The 19,169-nt window shown below is 65.9% G+C and carries 21 protein-coding genes and 1 pseudogene; 15 read left to right on the forward strand and 7 right to left on the reverse strand.

Annotation, left to right across the window (positions count from 1 at the left end; all coding sequences use genetic code 11):
• On the forward strand, positions 1-452 hold a 452-nt coding region (locus A9X05_RS18265), incomplete at its 5' end, for a ribonucleotide-diphosphate reductase subunit beta (protein ID WP_197499115.1).
• 1,215 nt (positions 453-1,667) lie between these two features.
• On the opposite strand, the gene A9X05_RS18270 is transcribed toward A9X05_RS18265, so the two are convergent.
• A complete protein-coding gene (locus A9X05_RS18270) occupies positions 1,668-2,738 on the reverse strand; it encodes a tyrosine-type recombinase/integrase (RefSeq protein ID WP_368664935.1) in 1,071 nt (356 codons plus the stop codon).
• 37 nt (positions 2,739-2,775) lie between these two features.
• The gene (locus tag A9X05_RS31170) at positions 2,776-3,333 is read right to left on the reverse strand and encodes a helix-turn-helix transcriptional regulator (RefSeq protein WP_156670147.1); all 558 of its coding nucleotides are present in this window, start codon (positions 3,331-3,333) and stop codon (positions 2,776-2,778) included.
• 76 nt (positions 3,334-3,409) lie between these two features.
• Here A9X05_RS31170 and A9X05_RS18280 point away from each other — a divergent pair, with 76 nt between their 5' ends.
• The 7 genes from A9X05_RS18280 to A9X05_RS32725 all read left to right on the forward strand — a co-directional run bounded on the left by A9X05_RS18280 (position 3,410) and on the right by A9X05_RS32725 (position 8,195).
• Complete coding sequence (locus tag A9X05_RS18280) at positions 3,410-3,652, forward strand: helix-turn-helix domain-containing protein (protein ID WP_368664936.1); 243 nt, start codon at positions 3,410-3,412, stop codon at positions 3,650-3,652.
• A gap of 44 nt (positions 3,653-3,696) precedes the next feature.
• Entirely contained in the window at positions 3,697-3,840 is a 144-nt protein-coding gene (locus A9X05_RS31175) for a hypothetical protein (RefSeq protein WP_156670146.1), read from the forward strand.
• A gap of 146 nt (positions 3,841-3,986) precedes the next feature.
• Positions 3,987-5,987: a DUF3854 domain-containing protein gene (locus A9X05_RS18285; RefSeq protein ID WP_197499116.1), complete on the forward strand. Its 2,001-nt coding sequence runs from the start codon at positions 3,987-3,989 to the stop codon at positions 5,985-5,987.
• A gap of 189 nt (positions 5,988-6,176) precedes the next feature.
• On the forward strand, positions 6,177-6,458 hold the full coding sequence (locus A9X05_RS18290; protein WP_067751241.1) for a hypothetical protein: 282 nt from the start codon (positions 6,177-6,179) through the stop codon (positions 6,456-6,458).
• Positions 6,448-6,912, forward strand: coding sequence for a hypothetical protein (locus A9X05_RS18295; protein ID WP_067751235.1), 465 nt, complete (start codon positions 6,448-6,450; stop codon positions 6,910-6,912). The genes A9X05_RS18290 and A9X05_RS18295 overlap by 11 nt, the downstream gene beginning before the upstream one ends.
• A 165-nt stretch (positions 6,913-7,077) precedes the next feature.
• Positions 7,078-7,929, forward strand: coding sequence for a phage major capsid protein (locus A9X05_RS18300; protein WP_067751231.1), 852 nt, complete (start codon positions 7,078-7,080; stop codon positions 7,927-7,929).
• The gene (locus A9X05_RS32725) at positions 7,857-8,195 is read left to right on the forward strand and encodes an HNH endonuclease (protein WP_156669998.1); all 339 of its coding nucleotides are present in this window, start codon (positions 7,857-7,859) and stop codon (positions 8,193-8,195) included. Before A9X05_RS18300 ends, A9X05_RS32725 begins: the two co-directional genes overlap by 73 nt.
• Before the next feature lie 64 nt (positions 8,196-8,259).
• On the opposite strand, the gene A9X05_RS31185 is transcribed toward A9X05_RS32725, so the two are convergent.
• Positions 8,260-9,117 (reverse strand): hypothetical protein, encoded by an 858-nt coding sequence (locus A9X05_RS31185; protein ID WP_156669997.1) that lies wholly within the window; start codon positions 9,115-9,117, stop codon positions 8,260-8,262.
• 70 nt (positions 9,118-9,187) lie between these two features.
• Positions 9,188-9,409 (reverse strand): hypothetical protein, encoded by a 222-nt coding sequence (locus A9X05_RS18305; RefSeq protein ID WP_067751227.1) that lies wholly within the window; start codon positions 9,407-9,409, stop codon positions 9,188-9,190.
• 401 nt (positions 9,410-9,810) lie between these two features.
• Here A9X05_RS18305 and A9X05_RS32270 point away from each other — a divergent pair.
• A pseudogene (locus A9X05_RS32270) lies at positions 9,811-9,900 on the forward strand (hypothetical protein); the annotation flags it as partial.
• A 58-nt stretch (positions 9,901-9,958) separates the two neighbouring features.
• Here A9X05_RS32270 and A9X05_RS18310 read toward each other — a convergent pair.
• Positions 9,959-10,537 (reverse strand): restriction endonuclease, encoded by a 579-nt coding sequence (locus tag A9X05_RS18310; RefSeq protein ID WP_067751222.1) that lies wholly within the window; start codon positions 10,535-10,537, stop codon positions 9,959-9,961.
• 156 nt (positions 10,538-10,693) lie between these two features.
• On the opposite strand from A9X05_RS18310, the gene A9X05_RS18315 reads away from it, so the two are divergent.
• Positions 10,694-11,131, forward strand: coding sequence for a DUF3349 domain-containing protein (locus A9X05_RS18315; protein WP_067751288.1), 438 nt, complete (start codon positions 10,694-10,696; stop codon positions 11,129-11,131).
• On the opposite strand, the gene A9X05_RS18320 is transcribed toward A9X05_RS18315, so the two are convergent.
• Together A9X05_RS18320 and A9X05_RS18325 are read right to left on the reverse strand one after the other, a co-directional pair.
• Positions 11,126-12,166: an NAD(P)-dependent alcohol dehydrogenase gene (locus tag A9X05_RS18320; RefSeq protein ID WP_067751216.1), complete on the reverse strand. Its 1,041-nt coding sequence runs from the start codon at positions 12,164-12,166 to the stop codon at positions 11,126-11,128. The two genes, A9X05_RS18315 and A9X05_RS18320, sit on opposite strands and share 6 nt — an antisense overlap.
• Before the next feature lie 78 nt (positions 12,167-12,244).
• Positions 12,245-13,321: an iron-siderophore ABC transporter substrate-binding protein gene (locus A9X05_RS18325; protein ID WP_197499118.1), complete on the reverse strand. Its 1,077-nt coding sequence runs from the start codon at positions 13,319-13,321 to the stop codon at positions 12,245-12,247.
• A gap of 204 nt (positions 13,322-13,525) precedes the next feature.
• Between A9X05_RS18325 and ctaD the strand changes: the two genes are divergently transcribed.
• From ctaD to A9X05_RS18350, 5 genes are all read left to right on the forward strand, one after another.
• Positions 13,526-15,286: a cytochrome c oxidase subunit I gene (ctaD, locus tag A9X05_RS18330; protein WP_067751283.1), complete on the forward strand. Its 1,761-nt coding sequence runs from the start codon at positions 13,526-13,528 to the stop codon at positions 15,284-15,286.
• Between the two features lie 15 nt (positions 15,287-15,301).
• A complete protein-coding gene (serB, locus tag A9X05_RS18335) occupies positions 15,302-16,540 on the forward strand; it encodes a phosphoserine phosphatase SerB (RefSeq protein WP_067751206.1) in 1,239 nt (412 codons plus the stop codon).
• Between the two features lie 210 nt (positions 16,541-16,750).
• Complete coding sequence (locus A9X05_RS18340) at positions 16,751-17,578, forward strand: ABC transporter ATP-binding protein (protein ID WP_067751279.1); 828 nt, start codon at positions 16,751-16,753, stop codon at positions 17,576-17,578.
• On the forward strand, positions 17,575-18,408 hold the full coding sequence (locus tag A9X05_RS18345) for an NUDIX hydrolase (RefSeq protein ID WP_067751202.1): 834 nt from the start codon (positions 17,575-17,577) through the stop codon (positions 18,406-18,408). The genes A9X05_RS18340 and A9X05_RS18345 overlap by 4 nt, the downstream gene beginning before the upstream one ends.
• Entirely contained in the window at positions 18,405-19,169 is a 765-nt protein-coding gene (locus A9X05_RS18350; RefSeq protein WP_156669996.1) for an enoyl-CoA hydratase, read from the forward strand. The genes A9X05_RS18345 and A9X05_RS18350 overlap by 4 nt, the downstream gene beginning before the upstream one ends.

Consider the following 19,169-nt stretch of genomic DNA (forward strand, 5'->3'; position numbering starts at 1 on the left):
TGTACTGGTCGAGCCGGGCCAAGCTGACCAACACCGCCGACATGATCCGGCTGATCATCCGCGACGAGGCCGTGCACGGCTACTACATCGGCTACAAGTACCAGCGTGGGCTGGCGCTGGTCGACGAGGCCAAGCGGGCCGAGCTCAAGGACTACACCTACGAGCTGCTGTTCGAGCTCTACGACAACGAGGTTGAGTACACCCAGGACCTCTACGACGAGGTGGGGCTGACCGAGGACGTCAAGAAGTTCCTGCGCTACAACGCCAACAAGGCGCTGATGAACCTGGGCTACGAGGCGCTGTTCCCGCGGGACGAGACCGACGTGAACCCGGCGATCCTGTCGGCGCTGTCGCCCAACGCCGACGAGAACCACGACTTCTTCTCGGGTTCCGGCTCGTCGTACGTGATCGGCAAGGCCGTCGTCACCGAGGACGAGGACTGGGACTTCTGAATCTGCTGGTCAGGGATTTAATTTTCCCCATCGCTATGAATGCCGGTCCGATGTCTGACGGCCGTTAGGTCGATTGCCGAGTCCCTGTCTGCCCACATTTTGCCCACGATTCATCGCCTGGATCTCCGCCGGGCTGTCGGCAGAGGTGCGTTGTGGGGCTTCGCTGGGGGTTTCACGACACGCAGACACAACTTCTTGTGTTACGCCTTCGCGTCGGTCCCCACCGATAGAGTAAGGAGCACTCCACCCTTTGCTGGAACCACTACAACGAGGAGTGCACATGGCGAGTCGCCACTGTCCCCACCGCTCCGGGATGTTCCGTGTCCGAGACTTTATGCAGTAGTGCTGCCTCAGGGGCCGCGCTAGGTCGGCTCCCCGCAATCCAGACACACGGGCACGCCGGAATATCCGGTGATTCGGCCGTCCTGCGCCATCGTCACCGCTCCATGCTTCGCGGCTTCAGGGTCGTTAGGTCGACCCTGCAGACGGAACCACTCGGAGCCGCACTTGCGGCACCGCAGTGGTTCCGTATCGGTCGGCGGAATCCGCCGCCGATCATCAAGATGCACAACGCGATTCATGAGAGGAGGTGATTATGAGCAGACGAAGGAGACGGCCCCTGGGGCCGAACGGCAGCTTCAAAACTGGCCAGCGAGTTCCGTGGCGCGGAAACTGGCGGGATCAGTATGGCCAGGTCAACTGGTTCGAGAAGGAAACCACCTTCCCGCCCGTCGTGGCGCGGAAAGGTGGTGAGTGTGCCTACCGGCACTTCATTCGGGCCGCCCGAGTGACGGCCTAGGCCCCGCGTTCCAGTAGCAGCAGATAGGAGGTGGGCCTCGCGGAGGTTCCCGGGTCGCGCGCCCACGCGGCCTGGGGCCTCCGCCCTTTTTTTGGTGCGTTCCGAGATGATCTGCACCATATGGCAATTCTTACCACCGAATCATCGTTTTGCGCGAATCCGCAGGTTGGTGTCGTCTACCAATTGACAATACGGAAACAGCCCGACAACAGAGCTGTGACCTGCATCGACTTCGTTCGACGGGGCTTGAGCGTCAAGAACAAAAAGGGAGGCCTCGCCCATCGGTGGGCGAGGCCTCCGCTGATGTTCCGTGTTCTAGCTCCACCCAGACCACTCAACAACCGCGACTATAGAGTCGCACGCCGACAGCCTCGATGGTCAGCATTTGGATCGGAAAGTTATCCACAGGCTGCGGCTTAACGGGCAGGCTCAAGCGTCGCCGTCGATTGTCGGACGTGAGCATCATGCAGGGCGGTGGCTACAGCTTCCAGATCATCGTCGAAGAGGTCCGCGTAGATATCGAGCGTCATTGCGGCTGACGCGTGTCCGAGCATCTTCTGGACCGCTTTGACATTGGCACCAGCACTGACGGCGAGGCTCGCAGCGGTGTGACGCAGGTCATGCGGCGTGGTGCGCGGCACACCGGATTTGGCGACGGCTTTGGCGAACCACCCTGATGTCGGGTGCGGGCGCCGTAGGTGTTGGCCGCAGCTACCCGACCACAGCAGGTCATCTCGGTCCTTTTCTTCGCACTGGCGCGCCAAATGCGGCAGTAGAAACTGGGGGATGGGAACGGTGCGCCGCTTGTGGGCCTTTGGGGTACCGACGTAGACATCTCGGCCTGTCTGGACGGCGTTCTCGGCGATGGTAACGCGGCGGCGCAGCATGTCTAGGTCGCGGACGCGCAGACCGACGACCTCGCCCCATCGCAACCCGGTGTAGGCAAGCGCCAATAGGAGACCCTCGTACTCACCAGACGCCGCCGCCAGCGCCGCAACCTGTTGGTGATTCAGGTAAACGGGCCGTTTTCGCGCTGTGCGGGGGAGCTTTACGCCTATGGTCGGATTCTTCGCGATGAGGTTGTCGCGGACTGCGTCGGCCAAGATGCTCGACAGGACGTAATGTGTTCGCTTCACCACGCTTGCGCCGACGGGTTTGACGTCGGCGGCGCCGGTGCCCAGATCGGCGAACCAACGCTGGACTATGGACGGCTTGATGTCACCTAGCGCGACGTCGCCCCAACGGGGCTTTATCCGCACGCGCCACGCGGTTTCCATCACCGCATAGCTGGCAGGTTTTAGGTGGCCGCGCTGGCGTTCCAGCCATGCTGGACCCAATTCGCCGACAGTCACTCTGGCCGCAGATGGAGCGACGTACTCGCCGCGCATCTTGGCGACTTCAATGGTGGCGGCGAACCGTTCGGCGTCCCGTTTCGACGTAAACCCGCGCTTGTCGGTCTGCCGGTTGTCCGGCGTGCGGTAGCGCACGCGATAGAGCGTGGCGCCGGTCGTAGTCCTATATCGGCTAATCGTTGCCATGCGCGGCGTGCCCCTTTTCTTTCGCGGCGCGTCTGCGTTCCAACTCGGACCGGTGGGCTTGTTTGCGGTTCTGCAATTCCTCGCCGAGCGTGTCCAGCGCCCACTCGGGCCTTGCTCGTACCGCGAACTCGACAAAATTCTGACCGCTGCCATGCAGTGGGTCGGTGGCCCGCAACCACCCCCAAATCAGCTCGGCGGGGTGCTTGCCGGTCGCGGTGGCCGTGACCGCTGCCTTCGCGCTGGTGCCGGGCGGAGCCAATAGGGTAATCGGCGAAACGCCCAGTACCACAGCCAAAGCCATCAAGTCGTCAACGTCAACTCGCCGGGTGCCCGCTTCGATACGGCGCAAGCCTAGTGGTGGAATGTCGCGCTTGACGAGGGCAAGGCGTCGACTCAATTCGTTGTAGCTCATGTTCCCGCGCAAGCGGGTGACGTTATTAGCGAGGTCGGTCCCGGTCGGCCCAAGTTCGGATTTCTTTCCAGCCATGCCGGCACCATATTCGATCAAAGATATCGCAGTCAAGTGATATTTGACTGCATGCACGCTCCGTGCTAAACCTCCAATTCAAGTGATGATCAAAGAACACTCATACGCGATCAAAGATGGAGATAGGCCGATGGTGACACTCAACAACTTGCCGGAACTCCTGACGCCCGCTGAAACCGCAGAATTGTTGCGGACCACCACCAATAGCCTGAGCCAGGATCGCTATTTGGGCCGGGGCGTGAGGTTCATCCGCGCGGGCCGCCGCATCTTGTACGCGCGCGCCGACGTCCTGGCGTACCTAGAGGCCAACACCTTCGAGCAGAGCCCTGGCCGCGCCCGGGTCTCGACACATAGCCCGCCGAGCGTCACGGCGTAAACCATTGGCGCACAACTACAACGGGAAAGGTAGGACATCGAACCATGACTCGTCCACCTGAGGAGGAACCGACGGGCATCGCCGACCGCGGCGAGGGGGAGGACGGCCAGTTGAGCTTGTTCGACGTGCAGCCCCACGAAAAGCGTTACGTCGATGCGCCCAACTGGCCGCCGGAACCCACACCATGATTGCTGACAATCACGCCGAGATGCTAGCCCGGTCGGGCATTACGCCCGACTGGGCCGCATCTCGCGGCTATGAGTCGATTGACGACAAGAAGCGCCTGGCCGAGGCGGGGATTACGCCCGCAGGGCGCAGGGTCCCCGGCTTATTGGTGCCCCTGCTTGATGTGCGCGGGTCGGTATGGGGTTTTCAGTTCCGGCCCGACGTGCCCCGGATCATGCAGACCGGGCGCATCGCCAAGTACGAGACGCCCTCCGACCAGCGCAACGGGTTGGACGTGCCGCCCGGTGTGGGGCCCCAGCTTGGCGACCCGTCAATTCCGTTGTGGGTCACGGAGGGAACGAAGAAGGCTGATTGCGCCGCCATTCGTGGGCTGTGCTGCGTGGCACTGATGGGGGTGTGGAGTTGGCGCGGCACCAACACCGCCGCCGGTAAGACGGCCTTGCCCGATTGGAACGATGTTGCCCTGAACGGGCGTCAGGTCGTCATCGCCTACGACGGCGACGTACAGCGTAAAGAGCCGGTGCGTGTCGCCATGGACGCGTTGGCCAAATACCTCGCCATCAAGGGCGCGCGGGTTGAGTACCTTCACCTGCCGGACACCGATGACAAAACCGGGCTGGACGATTTTCTGGTGGCCCATGACGTCGCCGAGGTGTGGCGGTTGGTCAAGCCGGTAGCGCCGCGCCCGTGTGAACCCGCGCACCCCTCCCTTTCTCCGCGAGAAATAACCGCAACCGCGCAACCGCCCAGCTTGGAGGCGGTGGCAGGCTTGGCGCGGTTGCCCCGCATCCTTGACGCCGTCGCCACCGAAATTCGGTCGCGGGGATTGGTCGGCGAGGAATGCCTTGCCAGAACCCTCTATCTGGTTTTGACGTCTCGGCTGCTTTCCCAACAGGTTTCGGCTGGCGTGAAAGGCCATTCGGCATCGGGGAAGTCGCGCACCGTCGAATTGGTCAGCCGGTTCTTCCCGCCCGAGGCCTACCGGGAGTTCACCGCCATGAGTGAGCGCGCCCTGGTGTATTCGCCGGAAGAGTTCAGCCATCGCACGCTGATCCTCTACGAGGTGGTCGCGCTGCGCGAAGGCGTCGAGGACGACCTCACCAGCTACTTCGTGCGGTCGCTGCTCAGTGAGGGCCGCATCGTCTACGACACCACGGTCCGCGATAAGGATGGCAACTTGGTCACCAAGACCATCGTGAAAGAGGGGCCGTCCAACCTGATCTTCACCACCACCAAGACTCGCGTGCACGCCGAAAACGAAACCCGCATCCTGTCTTTGACGACCGATGATTCCAGCGAGCAGACCGCGCGGGTGCTGTTGGAGCAGGCCGACGAACGCCCGGCGGGCGCCGACCTGGAGACGTGGCGGGACCTGCAACGCTGGCTTGCCAACGCCGAGCACCGCGTCACCATCCCATACGCGCGCCGCCTGGCCCAGCAGGTGCCGCCCGTCGCGGTACGGCTGCGCCGCGACTTCGCCACGCTGCTGGCCCTGATCCGGGCGCACGCTGTGCTGCACCAGGCCAGCCGGGGCCGCGATGAAGCGGGCCGGATCGTCGCCACGCTGGACGATTACGCAGTGGTGCGCGGTCTGGTGGCCGACGTGATCGCCGAGGGCGTCGGCACCACGGTCGCCGCCCCGGTGCGCCAGACGGTCACGGCGGTCGACGTGCTGGCAGGTGATTCGGGCGCGATGGTCCGCGACGTCGCCGTGAAGTTGGGCCTGGACAAGTCGAACGCTAGCCGTCGGCTTCGGGTCGCTGCGGACGGCGGCTACGTGCGCAACTTGGAGGACCGGCGCGGGCGTCCGGGCCGCTGGGTGCTCGGTGACCCGCTGCCCGACGCGGCGGAACTGCTGCCCGACCCCGCGCAACTCGCAACCGACGACACCACAGTTGACGTGCGCGGTTGCGCGGTTGCGCCTGCTTCTGCCGAAGAAAAAGGGGAAGCGGTGTTCCCGAATGTCCCGATCATCGCCGAGGAGAGGCGGCTTCCGGCGGCCCGCCCCACCACCGGCGTCGAGGGCAATGCCGCCTACCGCGCGGGCCTATGCGTCGACTGCCGGGCGCGCCCGTATTCGCCCGGACGACCACGGTGCGATGAGTGCCATCGCGCATGGATTACCCGCGTGGAAAGCGGCGACGAATGAGACTCCGCGCGCCGGTGGTCGCCTGCGAAACCGGCGGCACTACGTGGTCGTACGGGTCAAGTGCCCGTACTGCCGCGGCGTGCACTCGCACCTGTGGCTGCCCGATGACACCGGCTACCGGACATGTCTGGCCGGAACCCCGGCAGGCGTGTACCTCGTTTTGTTCAATCCCCAAGGAGGGCAACTATTATGACCGATTCCCCCGACCAGCTCGTGCCTCGTATCCCGACCGGCGCGGCGGTCATCAGCCCTGAGCGCATCGACGTCGGCTTCGGCTATGTCGCCGAAACCGGCTGCGATGTCATGTATTTGGTGCTGCACGTGAAGCATTCCAACCCTTTTTGTTTCGTGATGACGCCCTCGCTCGCGGTGCGGGTGACCGACGAACTGCACGCCAAGTCCACCAAGTTGGCCAGCCTGCGCACCGACCCGCGCTCAATCGGAAACGGAGGTAACCCCCATGACGACTGAACAACCAACGACCGAAGTCACCCCGGCTGACGAGCAGACCGTCGAGCAGCCCGACCAGGCGGCGGCGGACGACGAGCACAGCACCGAGACGGACTCGGGCAGCGCCAACAGGGAGGCCGCTAAGTGGCGGGTCAAGCTTCGGGAAACTGAACAGCAACGTGACGCCCTGGCCGCCCAACTCGACGTTATGCGTCGCCAGCAGGTCGGTGCAATAGTGACCAGCATGGGCCTCAAAGAGGCCGCCGTGTGGGCCGCTGGGACCCAGGTCGGGGATCTGCTGGACGACTCCGGTGCCGTCGATACCGCCAAGGTTCGCCAGGCCGTCGAAGCGGCGCGTAACACGCTTGGCATTGCCAAACCCAGCAGGCCGGTCGGCGGCTTCAAGAGCGGCGTCCTCCAATCCCAGCCGCCCCGAAACGATTGGCGCGCGGCGTTCGCGCCCAAGCGGGAGTAACGGGGGAGTAAAATTCCCGGCACAGTCGCAGGACTACTTGGCCAGGTGCCAGGCCCGGCGGCAACGATCCGCCCAGGTGGCGACTCGGTGATGGCCCGGTGCCAGCCGTGAACTTCTCCCCAGTTCAACACGGCTGAAAACCGTTGCCACAGAGAGACGTTCGTCATGGCATTTACCGCAAAAACCAGCACGAGTGCCGCTGCCTGGCGGCCTGACTACTTTACTTTCTCGCCGGTCGACATCATCCCGGAGGCGCTGATCATTGCGTGCAGCACATACGCGGGTCAGGTCGAAGGTGACCAGCCGGTCGTCCGCTGCGGCTACGTCGATGACGCCACCGCCGAATTCGCCGCGGAGGGTACCGAGATTCCAGAATCGGAGCCGGATCTGGCCGAGACGCTGGTCGCCACCGGCAAGGTCAGCCAGTTGGTTCGGCTCAGCCGGGAACAGTGGTCGCAGCCCGACACGGCTGACCAGTTGGCGCAGTCGGTGGCGCGTGCAGTCACTCGCCGCGCCGATCTTGCCTTCATGCAACAGGTCGCGCCCACGCCGCCCGCACTCGGACCGTCCACCGGCGTCCTGAACGTCGCCAACGTTGTTGAAGGCGAAGAGGTTTCAGGAAGCCTCGATGCCCTGATTGACCTGGTCGCTCAACTGCAAACCAACCTGAGTACACCCACGCACGTGCTGCTCAGCCCGACAGCGTGGGCCGAATTCAGGAAATTGAAGACCGCTGCCGACTACAACAGCAGCCTGATCGGGGCCGGTACCACCGACGCCCAGGCGTTGTTACTGTCGTTGCCGGTGGTCGTCAACGTCGCGCTGCCCGCCTACACCGGCATGGTCATCGACCGATCAGCCATCGTGTCGGCGTACGGCAACCTCATGGTCAGCACCTCGGAACACCAGTATTTCAGCAGCGACTCGGTGGCAGTCCGGGCCACGTGGAGGATCGGCCAAAATTTGGTAAGGCCCAATCGCTGCGGCAAATTCACCATCGCCGGGCCGGGGTCCTGACGACGTCGAGGACATCTGATCGCGGATACCAGCGCCGTCGCACTCGCCTGCTACGCGAGGGCGCGCCGTGTTGGTGCTGTGGCAAGCCCATCGACCTCGACCTCAAATGGCCGCACCCGATGAGTTTCACTGCCGATCATGTGATCGAGGTCGCCAAGGGTGGGCACAACCGCGGCGAGGTCAGGGCAGCGCATTGGGCCTGCAACTTGAACCGTAATCGCAAGCGGCAGCGGGAGATGCCGACGCGTCACGGCCGAAAATGGTGAACACGGGGGGTGGGGGACGGCCCCCCGGCGGTCGACGCGCGGCATTCTTCGCACTTGCCGATTTTTACCCCCGCTGACCAGTTTCCGGTTCCTCAGGCACATAGTCGAGAGAGCCTGGGTCAAGATCGGCAACCTCGGGGTCCTTGGGGTACGACGCTTTGATGGTCTCCGCGACTTGCTGACTCACCCGAAGGTCGCTCGGCCCTCCCAAAACAAAGCCTGAGGGCGAAGAAGGATTCACCGCCATCCTGGTAACCCTTACTCCTAGGAAAAGATCGCTGTCTTCGGTCGGGATAGGGAGAACCCGAAACTCTAGGTACGCGCATGGCGCCCGGTGTTTCTGCGGAAAATGCCTTGCAAGCCGTAGGTCATTTCCACTTCCGCGAACGCCATCCCACAAGGGTGCCCCAAAAACCCAGCCTTCCACGTGATATGCGTTGAAGTTGTAGGGCGCCGAACGCTCGTAATAGATTTCGTTCGCGTGGAAGATGATGTCTGTCGCGCGTGTGTCCTCTACTTGCTTAAAGTCGGTCGGTCCCCAAAGAAGCACACCGAAGGTTGGTCCGCTCGTGATTGGCCTCCACATCGGCGCACTCATAATCGCCAAGCCTCTAGGCTCGCCGGTGAGTGGGTTGCGTCCAGATATTATTTTCTGCGAATTCACGCCGGAGAATTGCACAAAGCCATCCCAATGGTGTGACAGCTTAACCCGGTCGCTCGCTTCGAAATGCTGCATCTCAGAGATTTCGAGCGATATTTCCTCTTTCGAATAATCCACTTTATGCTTGTAAAGCCAACCATTTCGGGCGGCGTGATAGGGAGCGAGCACGGAATAGCCGCCGTCGCTAAGCGGCAAGATCTTGCAGACCGCGCGCAGGCCGTCGCCATCGTCGATGATGATCCGCCACCCGTCGTTCGGCACAGATGTTCCCCTTTCCCGTCCGGGCACAGGGTGACCGCCGCCGCCCCACGGCGTAGTGGGTGCTGAGCCGTCAGTTCACGCGCTTAACGGTGACCTGTTCGATGTCGTCGGCACCGCCCGCCAGAGTTGCGAGACCACCATCCCGAATCGTAAGTCCCAGATCTGCCAAGACCTTGCCGAACTGCTGGTCAAGCTCGTCGGAGGAGAAGTGCCGCGTGGTCGAAGTCTCACCACCGGAAGTCACGATGGTGACGAGATACTCCTTGTCGGCTTCGTCGGCGTCGGTGCTCATAACGGGTCTCCTGAGGGCATTAATTGATCGGCTGGATGCCCAACGGCTCCCCGCGGCTCAAAGTTCCCGCCGAGCAAATCACAACTTCCACGCCATCCCAAACCCGATGCCCGCGTGAATAAAGGTGGAACCCCCGCGCCGCTACTGGCGTCGAAGTTAGTGTCTGCCCGGTGTGGCCGGTAGCCCAATGACTCTCCTAATGCCGCCGTGCCGAACCGGGCAGCGCAACGTTCACCCCCGGTCGTCGCCAGCCTCCGCGCTGGTCGGATTCGGCCTATGACACGCTGCGCGGCTCCCATAGTGTGCCCACAATCTGCCCACAGTTACAGATAATTCAGGCGAACTACTAGGACACCCTTTGGCCTGCTCACACCGACTCTGGGGCCCAGAGCTGGCTACCGGAGAAGAACCACGACTTCTTCTCCGGCTCGGGCTCGTCCTACGTGATCGGCAAGGCCGTCGTCACCGAGGACGAGGACTGGGACTTCTAAAAGATTGAGAATCGGGCCGGCCGCACCGTCGGGGGGGAGGGACTGGGGCCGGCCCGATCTACTGTTCAGACACCGGCTGGGCCGATTTTCTTCCCGCCACGTTCTTCGCGCTGCCCGCGGGTGGCGGCACCCACGCCTGCAGAACCTTGCGGCCGATCAGCTGGCAGCCATGGGTGTGCGCCAACTGCTTTGCGGCCCTGGTGAATTCCTGATTGCTCACCACGATGCTCCGCGCGCACCCATGGTGGCGGGCGCCGGAAACCACCTGCTGGACGGCCGCGACACCCACCGATTTGCCGTAGCGCTTGCACTGGACCGCCACCGAGTGGCCATCCTGTTCGGCGATCAGGTCGACGCCGTAGTCCCCGACCGGCGGGGTCAAGGTCACCCGCCAGCCCGCCCGACGCAGGCGGGCGGCCACGTAGCCCTCGAACTCGACGCCGTCCATGGCGTCGATCGCCCGCAGGGTGGCGTCGGCGCGCCCGCCGCGCGGCCATCGGCGCTTGGTTGACCAGCCGACGAGCACCTCGAGCAGCACCATCAGGTAGAAGGCCTGGAACCCCATCCCGGGACTGTGCTCGACCACGCCGACGAACAGCCCGCAGGCGAGTGGAAGCACGACGAGTGCGGTGAGCACGACTCGATCGTAGGGAGGGCCGCCGACAAAACCTGGTCTTGAACCGCAGGCGCCGTGCCCGACGTGCAGATGTTCGGGCCATGAACGGCTTGTGAATAGTGGGGATCCCGGGACGGCTCGCTAGCGCCGGTGCTGCCCCTGCCCGACACTGTTCTGGTGACGAAACCCGCCTCCGCTGAGAAGGATCACCGCCACCACTTCTGCCGTTCAGTGATTCGCTGGCTGCAGGTCGGCTACCCGAACGGCGTTCCCGGCCCGGACCGCGTGCCACTGATGGCCCTGCTCCGCAGCACACCGCTCACCGAAGACCAGATTCGCGAGGTGGTGCGCCACATCACCGCCAAGGAAGGGTCACCGGAGACGATCGATCATCCGATCGATCGCGACGAGATCGCCGAATTCATCTCGGACATGACGCAGTTCGACGCCGGCAAGGAAAATGTCATCCGGGTGGCCGCCACGTTGGCCGCCGCCGGATGGCCGCTGGCCGGCATCGACGTCAGCGAGGTCGTTCCCGACGACGAGCACGCTGAGGCGGCCGAGGTCATCGCCCGTGACTGCGCACCCGGCACGCCGTCGGAGGTCGCGTCATAGCTTCGAGATGTCGATGACGAAGCGGTAGCGAACGTCGCTCGCCAGCACCCGCTCGTACGCCTCGTTGATGTAATCCGGCTCGATCAGCTCGATTTCGGGCGTCACATCGTGTTCGGCGCAGAAGTCCAGCATCTCCTGGGTTTCGGCGATCCCGCCGATGTTCGACCCGGAGAGGCTGCGGCGCGCCAACGCGAGTGCGAACGCCGGCACCTCCATGGGGTGTTCGGGGATGCCGAGTTCGACGAGGGTGCCGTCGACGCCGAGCAGCTTCAGATAGTCGGCCAGGTTCAGGTTGGCCGAGACGGTGTTGAGGATCAGGTCGAAGCTGCCGCGCAACTTACGGAACGTTTCGCGATCGGCGGTGGCGTAGTACTCGCTGGCGCCCAGGCGCAGCCCGTCCTCCATCTTCTTCAGCGACTGCGACAACACGGTCACGTGGGCGCCCATCGCGGCCCCCAGTTTGACGCCCATGTGTCCCAGCCCGCCCAGGCCGATGATCGCCAGCCGGGTGCCCTCGCCGGCCTTCCAGTGGCGCAGCGGCGAGAACAGCGTGATGCCGGCGCACAGCAGCGGCGCCGCCTTGTCCAGCGGCAGAGAGTCGGGGATGTGCAGGACGTAGTTTTCGTCGACGACGATCGCCTGGCTGTAGCCGCCCTGCGTGACGGTGCCGTCCCGGTCGATGGCGTTGTAGGTGCCGATCATGCCCCGTTCGCAGTACTGCTCGAGCCCGGCCCGGCAGCTGCGGCATTCGCGGCACGAGCCCACCATGCAGCCCACGCCGACGCGGTCGCCGACCTTGTGCTTGGTGACTTCGGGGCCGACGGCGGTCACTACGCCGGCGATCTCGTGGCCGACGACCAGCGGGTAGTGCGGCTCGCCCCACTCGCCCCTGACGGTGTGGATGTCCGAGTGGCAGATGCCGGCGAATTTGATGTCTATCGCCACGTCGTGCGGGCCGGGGTCGCGGCGGGTGATGGTGGTCTTGGTCAACGGTTCGGTTGCCGACGCGGCGGCGTAAGCCGAAACAGTGCTCATTGCTATCCCTCTTCGATTTGGATGCGTCCTGAAGAAGTTTAGCTAAGGTAATATTTTGCGGCCACTTGACGGTGGCCCCTAGTTGATCGGGGCGTTCACCAGCCGCAGGTCGTCGACGATGCCGCGGGCGGCGATCAGGCCCTCGCCGGTCTGCCAGACCTCGTCGTTGACGACGTAGACGCGGTTGTCGTGATTGGCGGACAGCTTGCGCCATGGATTGCTGTCCAGCACGGTGGCGGCGCGCTGGGCGGCCGCCGGTGACGCACACGACACGTAGACGACGTCGGCGTCGGCGGCGGACAGGTCCGGGTTCTTGGCCAGGTCGTCATCGGTGGCGCCGATCTCGATGTACGGCTTGTCGGTGAACCGTTGGGCGGCCGGCCGGTCGACCCCGACCGCGCCGAGGACGCTGGCCGGGAAGTTGTTGGTGCCGTAGACGCGGATCTTGTCGGTGGTCAGCTGCACGACGGACGCCTGGAAATGGGAGGCGTCATGCCTGGCGCCGATGTCGCTCGCCCGCTGCGAAAAGCCGTTGAGCAGCGCGTCCACCGCGCCGCCGCGCGACGTCGCGCCGCCCACGCCACGCAGGTTGTCCTGCCACGCGGCGCCGGGCGCCGCGGTGAACACCGTGGGGGCGATCGCGGCGAGCTGCGGATACAACTTGGGCGTCAACCCCTGCGATCCCAGGATGAGGTCGGGGTGTTGTGCCGCGATCCCGGCGAGGTCCGGATTGCTGCGGGTCCCGACGCCGGGCACGCCGCGCACCGCGGCGCCCAGGTAGGCGGGCTGGCTCGGGGAGCCGTCCGGCAGGGCGGCGGCGACCACCCGCGACTGCAGGCCGAGCGCACACAGGGCGTCCAGCTGGTCGCCGGAGAGCACCACGATGCGCTGCGGCTCCGCCGGGACCTGCACCACGTCCGGTGTGACGCCGGCCGCGTTGTGGGCCTGTCGCGTCTTCGGCCCGGGATCCGCCGCGGCGGCGTCCCGCGCGCACGAATCGTCCGGCCGGCGGTCGTTGCCGAGCACCCCGGCGCCGGCGATCTGCGTGGTGGGGGTGACCAGGGCGGGGGTCGTCGCCGAGGTGGCGGGCTTGCCGGATCCGCAGCCGCCGCACGTGACGGCGACCGCCGTCGCCAGCGCGGCGACCGACGGCAGGAAAGCGGTTCTGGTCACGCCGAAAAGCACGCGTCAGACGCTAACATCCGCGGGCTCCGCGCCCGCCAGGCCGAAACGACACGCCGCACCGCCGAGCTGTTTACGACAGTTTGTAGGACCAGCCCTGACGTCGGCATGATCGACGGTTAAGATTCGTGTCAGCTCTGTTTTTTGGGCCCCTGTCCTAACTGTTTGGAGAAGCTGTTGACAGCCGAAGCGCCCCCCTTGGGAGAACTCGAGGCCGTTCGCCCGTACCCGGACCGGACCGGTCCCAAAGGGAACCTCGTCTACAAACTGATCACGACCACCGATCACAAGATGATCGGCATCATGTACACGGTCACCTGCTTCGTCTTCTTCTTCATCGGCGGACTGATGGCCCTGTTGATGCGCACCGAGCTGGCCGCTCCGGGGCTGCAGTTCCTGTCCAATGAGCAGTACAACCAGCTGTTCACCATGCACGGCACGATCATGCTGCTGCTGTATGCGACGCCGGTCGTGTTCGGGTTCGCCAACCTGGTCCTGCCGCTGCAGATCGGCGCGCCCGACGTGGCGTTCCCGCGGCTGAACGCCTTCTCGTTCTGGCTCTTCCTCTTCGGCGGTCTGACCGCGTCGGCCGGCTTCATCGTCCCCGGTGGCGCGGCCGACTTCGGCTGGACGGCCTACACGCCGCTCTCCGACGCCGTCCACTCTCCGGGCGCCGGCGGCGACCTGTGGATCACCGGCCTGATCGTCGCCGGTCTGGGCACCATCCTGGGCGCGGTCAACATGATCACCACCGTGGTGTGCATGCGCGCGCCCGGTATGACGATGTTCCGGATGCCGATCTTCACCTGGAACATCATGGTGACGTCGATCCTGATCCTGATCGCGTTCCCGATCCTGACCGCCGCGCTGTTCGGGCTGGCCGCCGATCGACATCTGGGGGCCCACGTCTACGACGCGGCCAACGGCGGGGTCCTGCTGTGGCAGCACCTGTTCTGGTTCTTCGGCCATCCCGAGGTGTACATCATCGCGCTGCCGTTCTTCGGGATCATCACCGAGATCATCCCGGTGTTCTCGCGCAAGCCCGTCTTCGGCTACACCACGTTGGTTTACGCGACGCTCTCGATCGCGGCGCTGTCGGTCGCGGTGTGGGCGCACCACATGTTCGCCACCGGAGCCGTTCTGCTGCCGTTCTTTTCGTTCATGACGTATCTGATCGCGGTGCCGACCGGGATCAAGTTCTTCAACTGGATCGGCACGATGTGGAAGGGGCAGATCACCTTCGAGACCCCGATGCTGTTCTCGGTGGGCTTCCTGGTGACCTTCCTGCTGGGCGGCCTGACCGGCGTCATGCTGGCCAGCCCTCCGCTGGACTTCCACGTCACCGACACCTACTTCGTTGTCGCGCACTTCCACTACGTGCTGTTCGGCACGATCGTGTTCGCCACGTTCGCCGGCGTTTACTTCTGGTTCCCGAAGATGACCGGCCGACTGCTCGACGAGCGGCTGGGCAAGCTGCACTTCTGGTTGACGTTCATCGGCTTCCACACCACGTTCCTGGTGCAGCACTGGCTGGGTGACATGGGTATGCCGCGTCGCTACGCCGACTACCTGCCCTCGGACGGCTTCCAGCCGTACAACATCGTCTCGACGGTCGGTGCGTTCATCCTGGGCGCGTCGATGTTCCCGTTCGTCTGGAACGTCTTCAAGAGCTGGCGCTACGGCGAGGTCGTGACCGTCGACGACCCGTGGGGTTACGGCAACTCCCTGGAGTGGGCGACCAGCTGCCCGCCGCCTCGGCACAACTTCACCGAGTTGCCCCGAATCCGTTCGGAGCGCCCGGCTTTCGAGCTGCACTACCCGCACATGGTGGAGCGGCTGCGCGCCGAGGCGCACGTGGGACGCCACGCCACGGCGCTGGAATCCCCGAAGGGGTTCGGTCCGCGGACCGAAGCCGATCGCTCGACTCCTGACCAGTAGCGGCGGTAGCCGCAGGTGAATGCACCACCGAAGGTGTCGGTGCTGATCACCGTCACCGGAGTGGATCAACCGGGCGTCACGTCGGCCCTGTTTGAGGCGCTCTCCCGGCACGGCGTCGAGCTGCTCAACGTCGAACAGGTGGTGATTCGGCATCGCCTGACCCTGGGCGTGCTGGTGTGCTGTCCGGCCGACGTCGCCGACGGCCCCGACCTGCGCAGTGACGTCGAGTCGGCCATCCGCGGGGTGGGCCTTGACGTCAGCATCGAGCGCAGTGACGACGTGCCGATCATCCGGGACCCCTCGACCCACACCATCTTCGTGCTGGGCCGGCCCATCACCGCCGGCGCGTTCGGCGCGGTGGCCCGGGCGGTGGCCGGCCTGGGGGTGAACATCGACCTCATCCGCGGTGTCTCCGACTACCCGGTGACCGGCCTCGAGCTGCGGGTCTCGGTGCCGCCGGGATCCGACGCCGCGCTGCGGACGACGCTGAACCAGGTGTCGGCCGAGGAGCGGGTGGACGTGGCGGTCGAGGATTACACCCTGGAGCGGCGGGCCAAGCGGCTGATCGTGTTCGACGTGGACTCGACGCTGGTGCAGGGCGAGGTCATCGAGATGCTGGCCGCCCGCGCGGGCGCCGAGGGCAAGGTCGCCGCCATCACCGAGGCGGCCATGCGGGGGGAGCTGGACTTCGCGCAGTCGCTCGAACAGCGAGTGGCAACCCTGGCGGGCCTGCCCGCCAGCGTGATCGACGAGGTCGCCGAGCAACTGGAGCTGATGCCCGGCGCCCGGACCACGCTGCGGACGTTGCGGCGCTTGGGTTTTCACTGCGGTGTGGTTTCCGGTGGCTTCCGGGGGATCATCGAGCCGTTGGCCGAGGAGCTGATGCTGGACTACGTGGCCGCCAACGAGCTGGAGATCGTCGACGGCAAGCTCACCGGGCGGGTCGTCGGACCGATCGTCGACCGCGCCGGCAAGGCTACGGCGTTGCGCGACTTCGCGGAGCGGGCCGGGGTGCCGATGGCGCAGACGGTAGCCGTGGGCGACGGCGCCAACGACATCGACATGCTGGCCGCGGCCGGGCTGGGTGTGGCGTTCAACGCCAAGCCGGCACTGCGTGAGGTGGCCGACGCCTCGCTGAGCCACCCCTACCTTGACACGGTGCTGTTTCTGCTGGGCGTGACGCGCGGCGAAATCGAGGCCGCCGATGCGGTGACGGGCGAGGTCCGCCGGGTGGAGATCCCGCCCGAGGCGTAGCGGTCGCATCAAACTCGGCGTCGCCGCGAGCAGTCAGAAAATCGCATGATCTCAGCCACTTTCGTGCGATTTTCCGTCTGGCCGCCGGAGCGGCGACCCGGCAGGTGTCGGACGGCCGCGGTACGGCACGATGAGCGAGTGCCCGAAAACGGAAGCCGGGAGGTGAAATCCGAGGATTCGCAAGAATCCGAGGGTGGAGCCGACCAAACGATCGAGGCAGCCGACCCCGATCTGCTGATCGATTTCAGGAATGTGTCGCTGCGCCGCGGCGGTCACAGCCTCGTCGGACCGGTGGATTGGGCGGTCGAGCTCGACGAGCGCTGGGTCATCGTGGGCCCCAACGGGGCCGGCAAGACGTCGCTGCTGCGGATCGCGGCCGCGGCCGAGCACCCGTCGTCGGGAGTCGCCTTCGTGCTCGGCGAGCGGCTGGGCCGGGTGGACGTGTCGGAGCTGCGCTCCCGGATCGGCCTCAGCTCCTCGGCCCTGGCGCAGCGAGTGCCCACCGACGAGGTAGTGCGCGACCTGGTCGTCTCAGCCGGTTACGCGGTGCTGGGCCGGTGGCGCGAGCGTTACGAGGACGTCGACTACCGCCGGGCCGTCGACATGCTGGAGAGCCTGGGCGCCGAGCACCTCGCGGACCGTAGCTACGGAACATTGTCTGAGGGCGAGCGCAAGCGGGTATTGATCGCCCGCGCGCTGATGACCGACCCGGAGCTGTTGTTGCTCGACGAACCCGCCGCCGGGCTGGACCTGGGTGGCCGCGAGGAGCTGGTGGCGCGGCTGGCCGACCTGGCGGCCGATCCCGAGGCCCCGGCTCTGGTGCTGGTCACCCACCACGTCGAGGAGATCCCGCCCGGCTTCAGCCACTGCATGCTGCTGTCCGAGGGAAGGGTGGTCGCGGCCGGGTTGCTGACCGACGTGCTCACCGCCGAGAACCTGTCCACCGCCTTCGGCCAGTCGATCGCGCTCGACGTCGCCGACGGCCGCTATTTCGCCCGCCGCGTCCGCTCCCGCGCAGCCCACCGGAGGCCGCTATGACGTCACCGACCGAAGAGGCCCCGCTCGTCCCGAGGCCGGCGGCGACCGTGATGCTGATCCGCGACGATCCGGACGGATTGGAAACCGGGCTAGCCGTCTTCCTGATGCGCCGCCACGCCAAGATGGAGTTCGCCGCGGGCACGATGGTGTTCCCCGGCGGCGGCGTCGACGATCGCGACCGCAACGCCGATATCGCCTGGGCCGGCCCACCGCCGCAGTGGTGGGCGGAGCGCTTCGGCATCGAACCCGACCTGGCCGAGGCGCTGGTGTGCGCCGCTGCCCGGGAGACTTTCGAGGAGTCGGGGGTGCTGTTCGCCGGGCCGGCGGGCGACCCGGATGGGATCGTGGGCGACGCCTCGGTGTACGCCGACGCCCGCCGCGAACTCGCCGACGGGACGCTGTCGTTCGCGGACTTCCTGCGCCGCGAGAACCTGGAGCTGCGCTCGGACCTGCTGCGGCCGTGGGCCAACTGGGTCACCCCCGAAGCCGAGCGCACCCGCCGGTACGACACCTACTTCTTCGTCGGGGCCCTGCCGGCCGGGCAGCGCGCCGACGGCGAGAACACCGAATCCGATCGGGCCGGCTGGACGACGCCCCAGGCCGCCATCGAGGACTTCTCCGCCGGGCGCTGTTTCCTGCTGCCGCCGACGTGGACCCAGCTGGATTCGCTGGCGGGCCGGACCGTCGCGGAAGTGCTGGCGGTCGAACGGCAGATCGTCACGGTGCAGCCGCACCTGGAGATCCAGGGCGACAACTGGGTGTTCGAGTTCTTCGACTCCGACCGCTACCACCAGGCGCGCGAGGCCGGCGGGATGGGATGGCGGCATTGAGCGAGTTCGTCAGCACCGTGGTCAGCGACGGCTCCCGGGACGCCGGCCTGGCCATGCTGCTGCTGTCGCGGCCGCCGACGAACGCCATGACCCGCCAGGTTTACCGGGAGATCGTGGCCGCGGCAGGCGAGCTGGGGGAGCGTGACGACGTGGCCGCCGTAATCCTGTTCGGCGGCCACGAGATATTTTCCGCCGGCGACGACATGCCCGAGCTGCGGACGCTGAGCGCGCCGGAGGCCGAGACGGCGGCCCGGGCGCGGCAGCGGGCCATCGACGCCGTGGCGGCCATCCCCAAGCCGACCGTGGCCGCGATCACGGGCTACGCGCTGGGCGCCGGGCTCACCCTGGCGCTGGCCGCGGATTGGCGCGTCAGCGGCGACAACGTGAAGTTCGGCGCCACCGAGATCCTGGCCGGCCTCATTCCGGGCGGCGACGGCATGGCGCGCCTGACCCGCGCGGCGGGGGCGAGCCGGGCCAAGGAGCTGGTGTTCAGCGGCCGGTTCTTCGATGCCGAGGAGGCGCTGACGCTGGGCCTGATCGACGAGATGGTGGCCCCCGATGACGTCTACGACGCCGCCGCGGGGTGGGCTCGCCGCTTCCTCGACGGCCCGCGAGACGCGCTGGCCGCGGCGAAAGCGGGCATCAACGACGTGTTCGAGCTGGGTCCGGCCGACCGGGTCGCCGCCGAGCGGCGACGCTACGTCGACGTGTTCGCCGCTGGTCAGACCGGTGGCGAGGACTCCGAACCCGGGGCCCGTTAG

Source organism: Mycobacterium sp. E3298, from assembly GCF_001666895.1.
Lineage (GTDB): Bacteria > Actinomycetota > Actinomycetes > Mycobacteriales > Mycobacteriaceae > Mycobacterium.

What these genes read in the sequence shown, in the direction of transcription:
- A9X05_RS18320 (WP_067751216.1), bottom strand. Translation starts at nt 12,166, where the DNA reads ATGAGCACTGTTTCGGCTTACGCCGCCGCGTCGGCAACCGAACCGTTG.
- A9X05_RS31175 (WP_156670146.1), top strand. Translation starts at nt 3,697, where the DNA reads ATGACTCGTCCACCTGAGGAGGAACCGACGGGCATCGCCGACCGCGGC.
- A9X05_RS18300 (WP_067751231.1), top strand. Translation starts at nt 7,078, where the DNA reads ATGGCATTTACCGCAAAAACCAGCACGAGTGCCGCTGCCTGGCGGCCT.
- A9X05_RS18305 (WP_067751227.1), bottom strand. Translation starts at nt 9,409, where the DNA reads ATGAGCACCGACGCCGACGAAGCCGACAAGGAGTATCTCGTCACCATC.
- A9X05_RS18290 (WP_067751241.1), top strand. Translation starts at nt 6,177, where the DNA reads ATGACCGATTCCCCCGACCAGCTCGTGCCTCGTATCCCGACCGGCGCG.
- A9X05_RS18345 (WP_067751202.1), top strand. Translation starts at nt 17,575, where the DNA reads ATGACGTCACCGACCGAAGAGGCCCCGCTCGTCCCGAGGCCGGCGGCG.
- A9X05_RS18295 (WP_067751235.1), top strand. Translation starts at nt 6,448, where the DNA reads ATGACGACTGAACAACCAACGACCGAAGTCACCCCGGCTGACGAGCAG.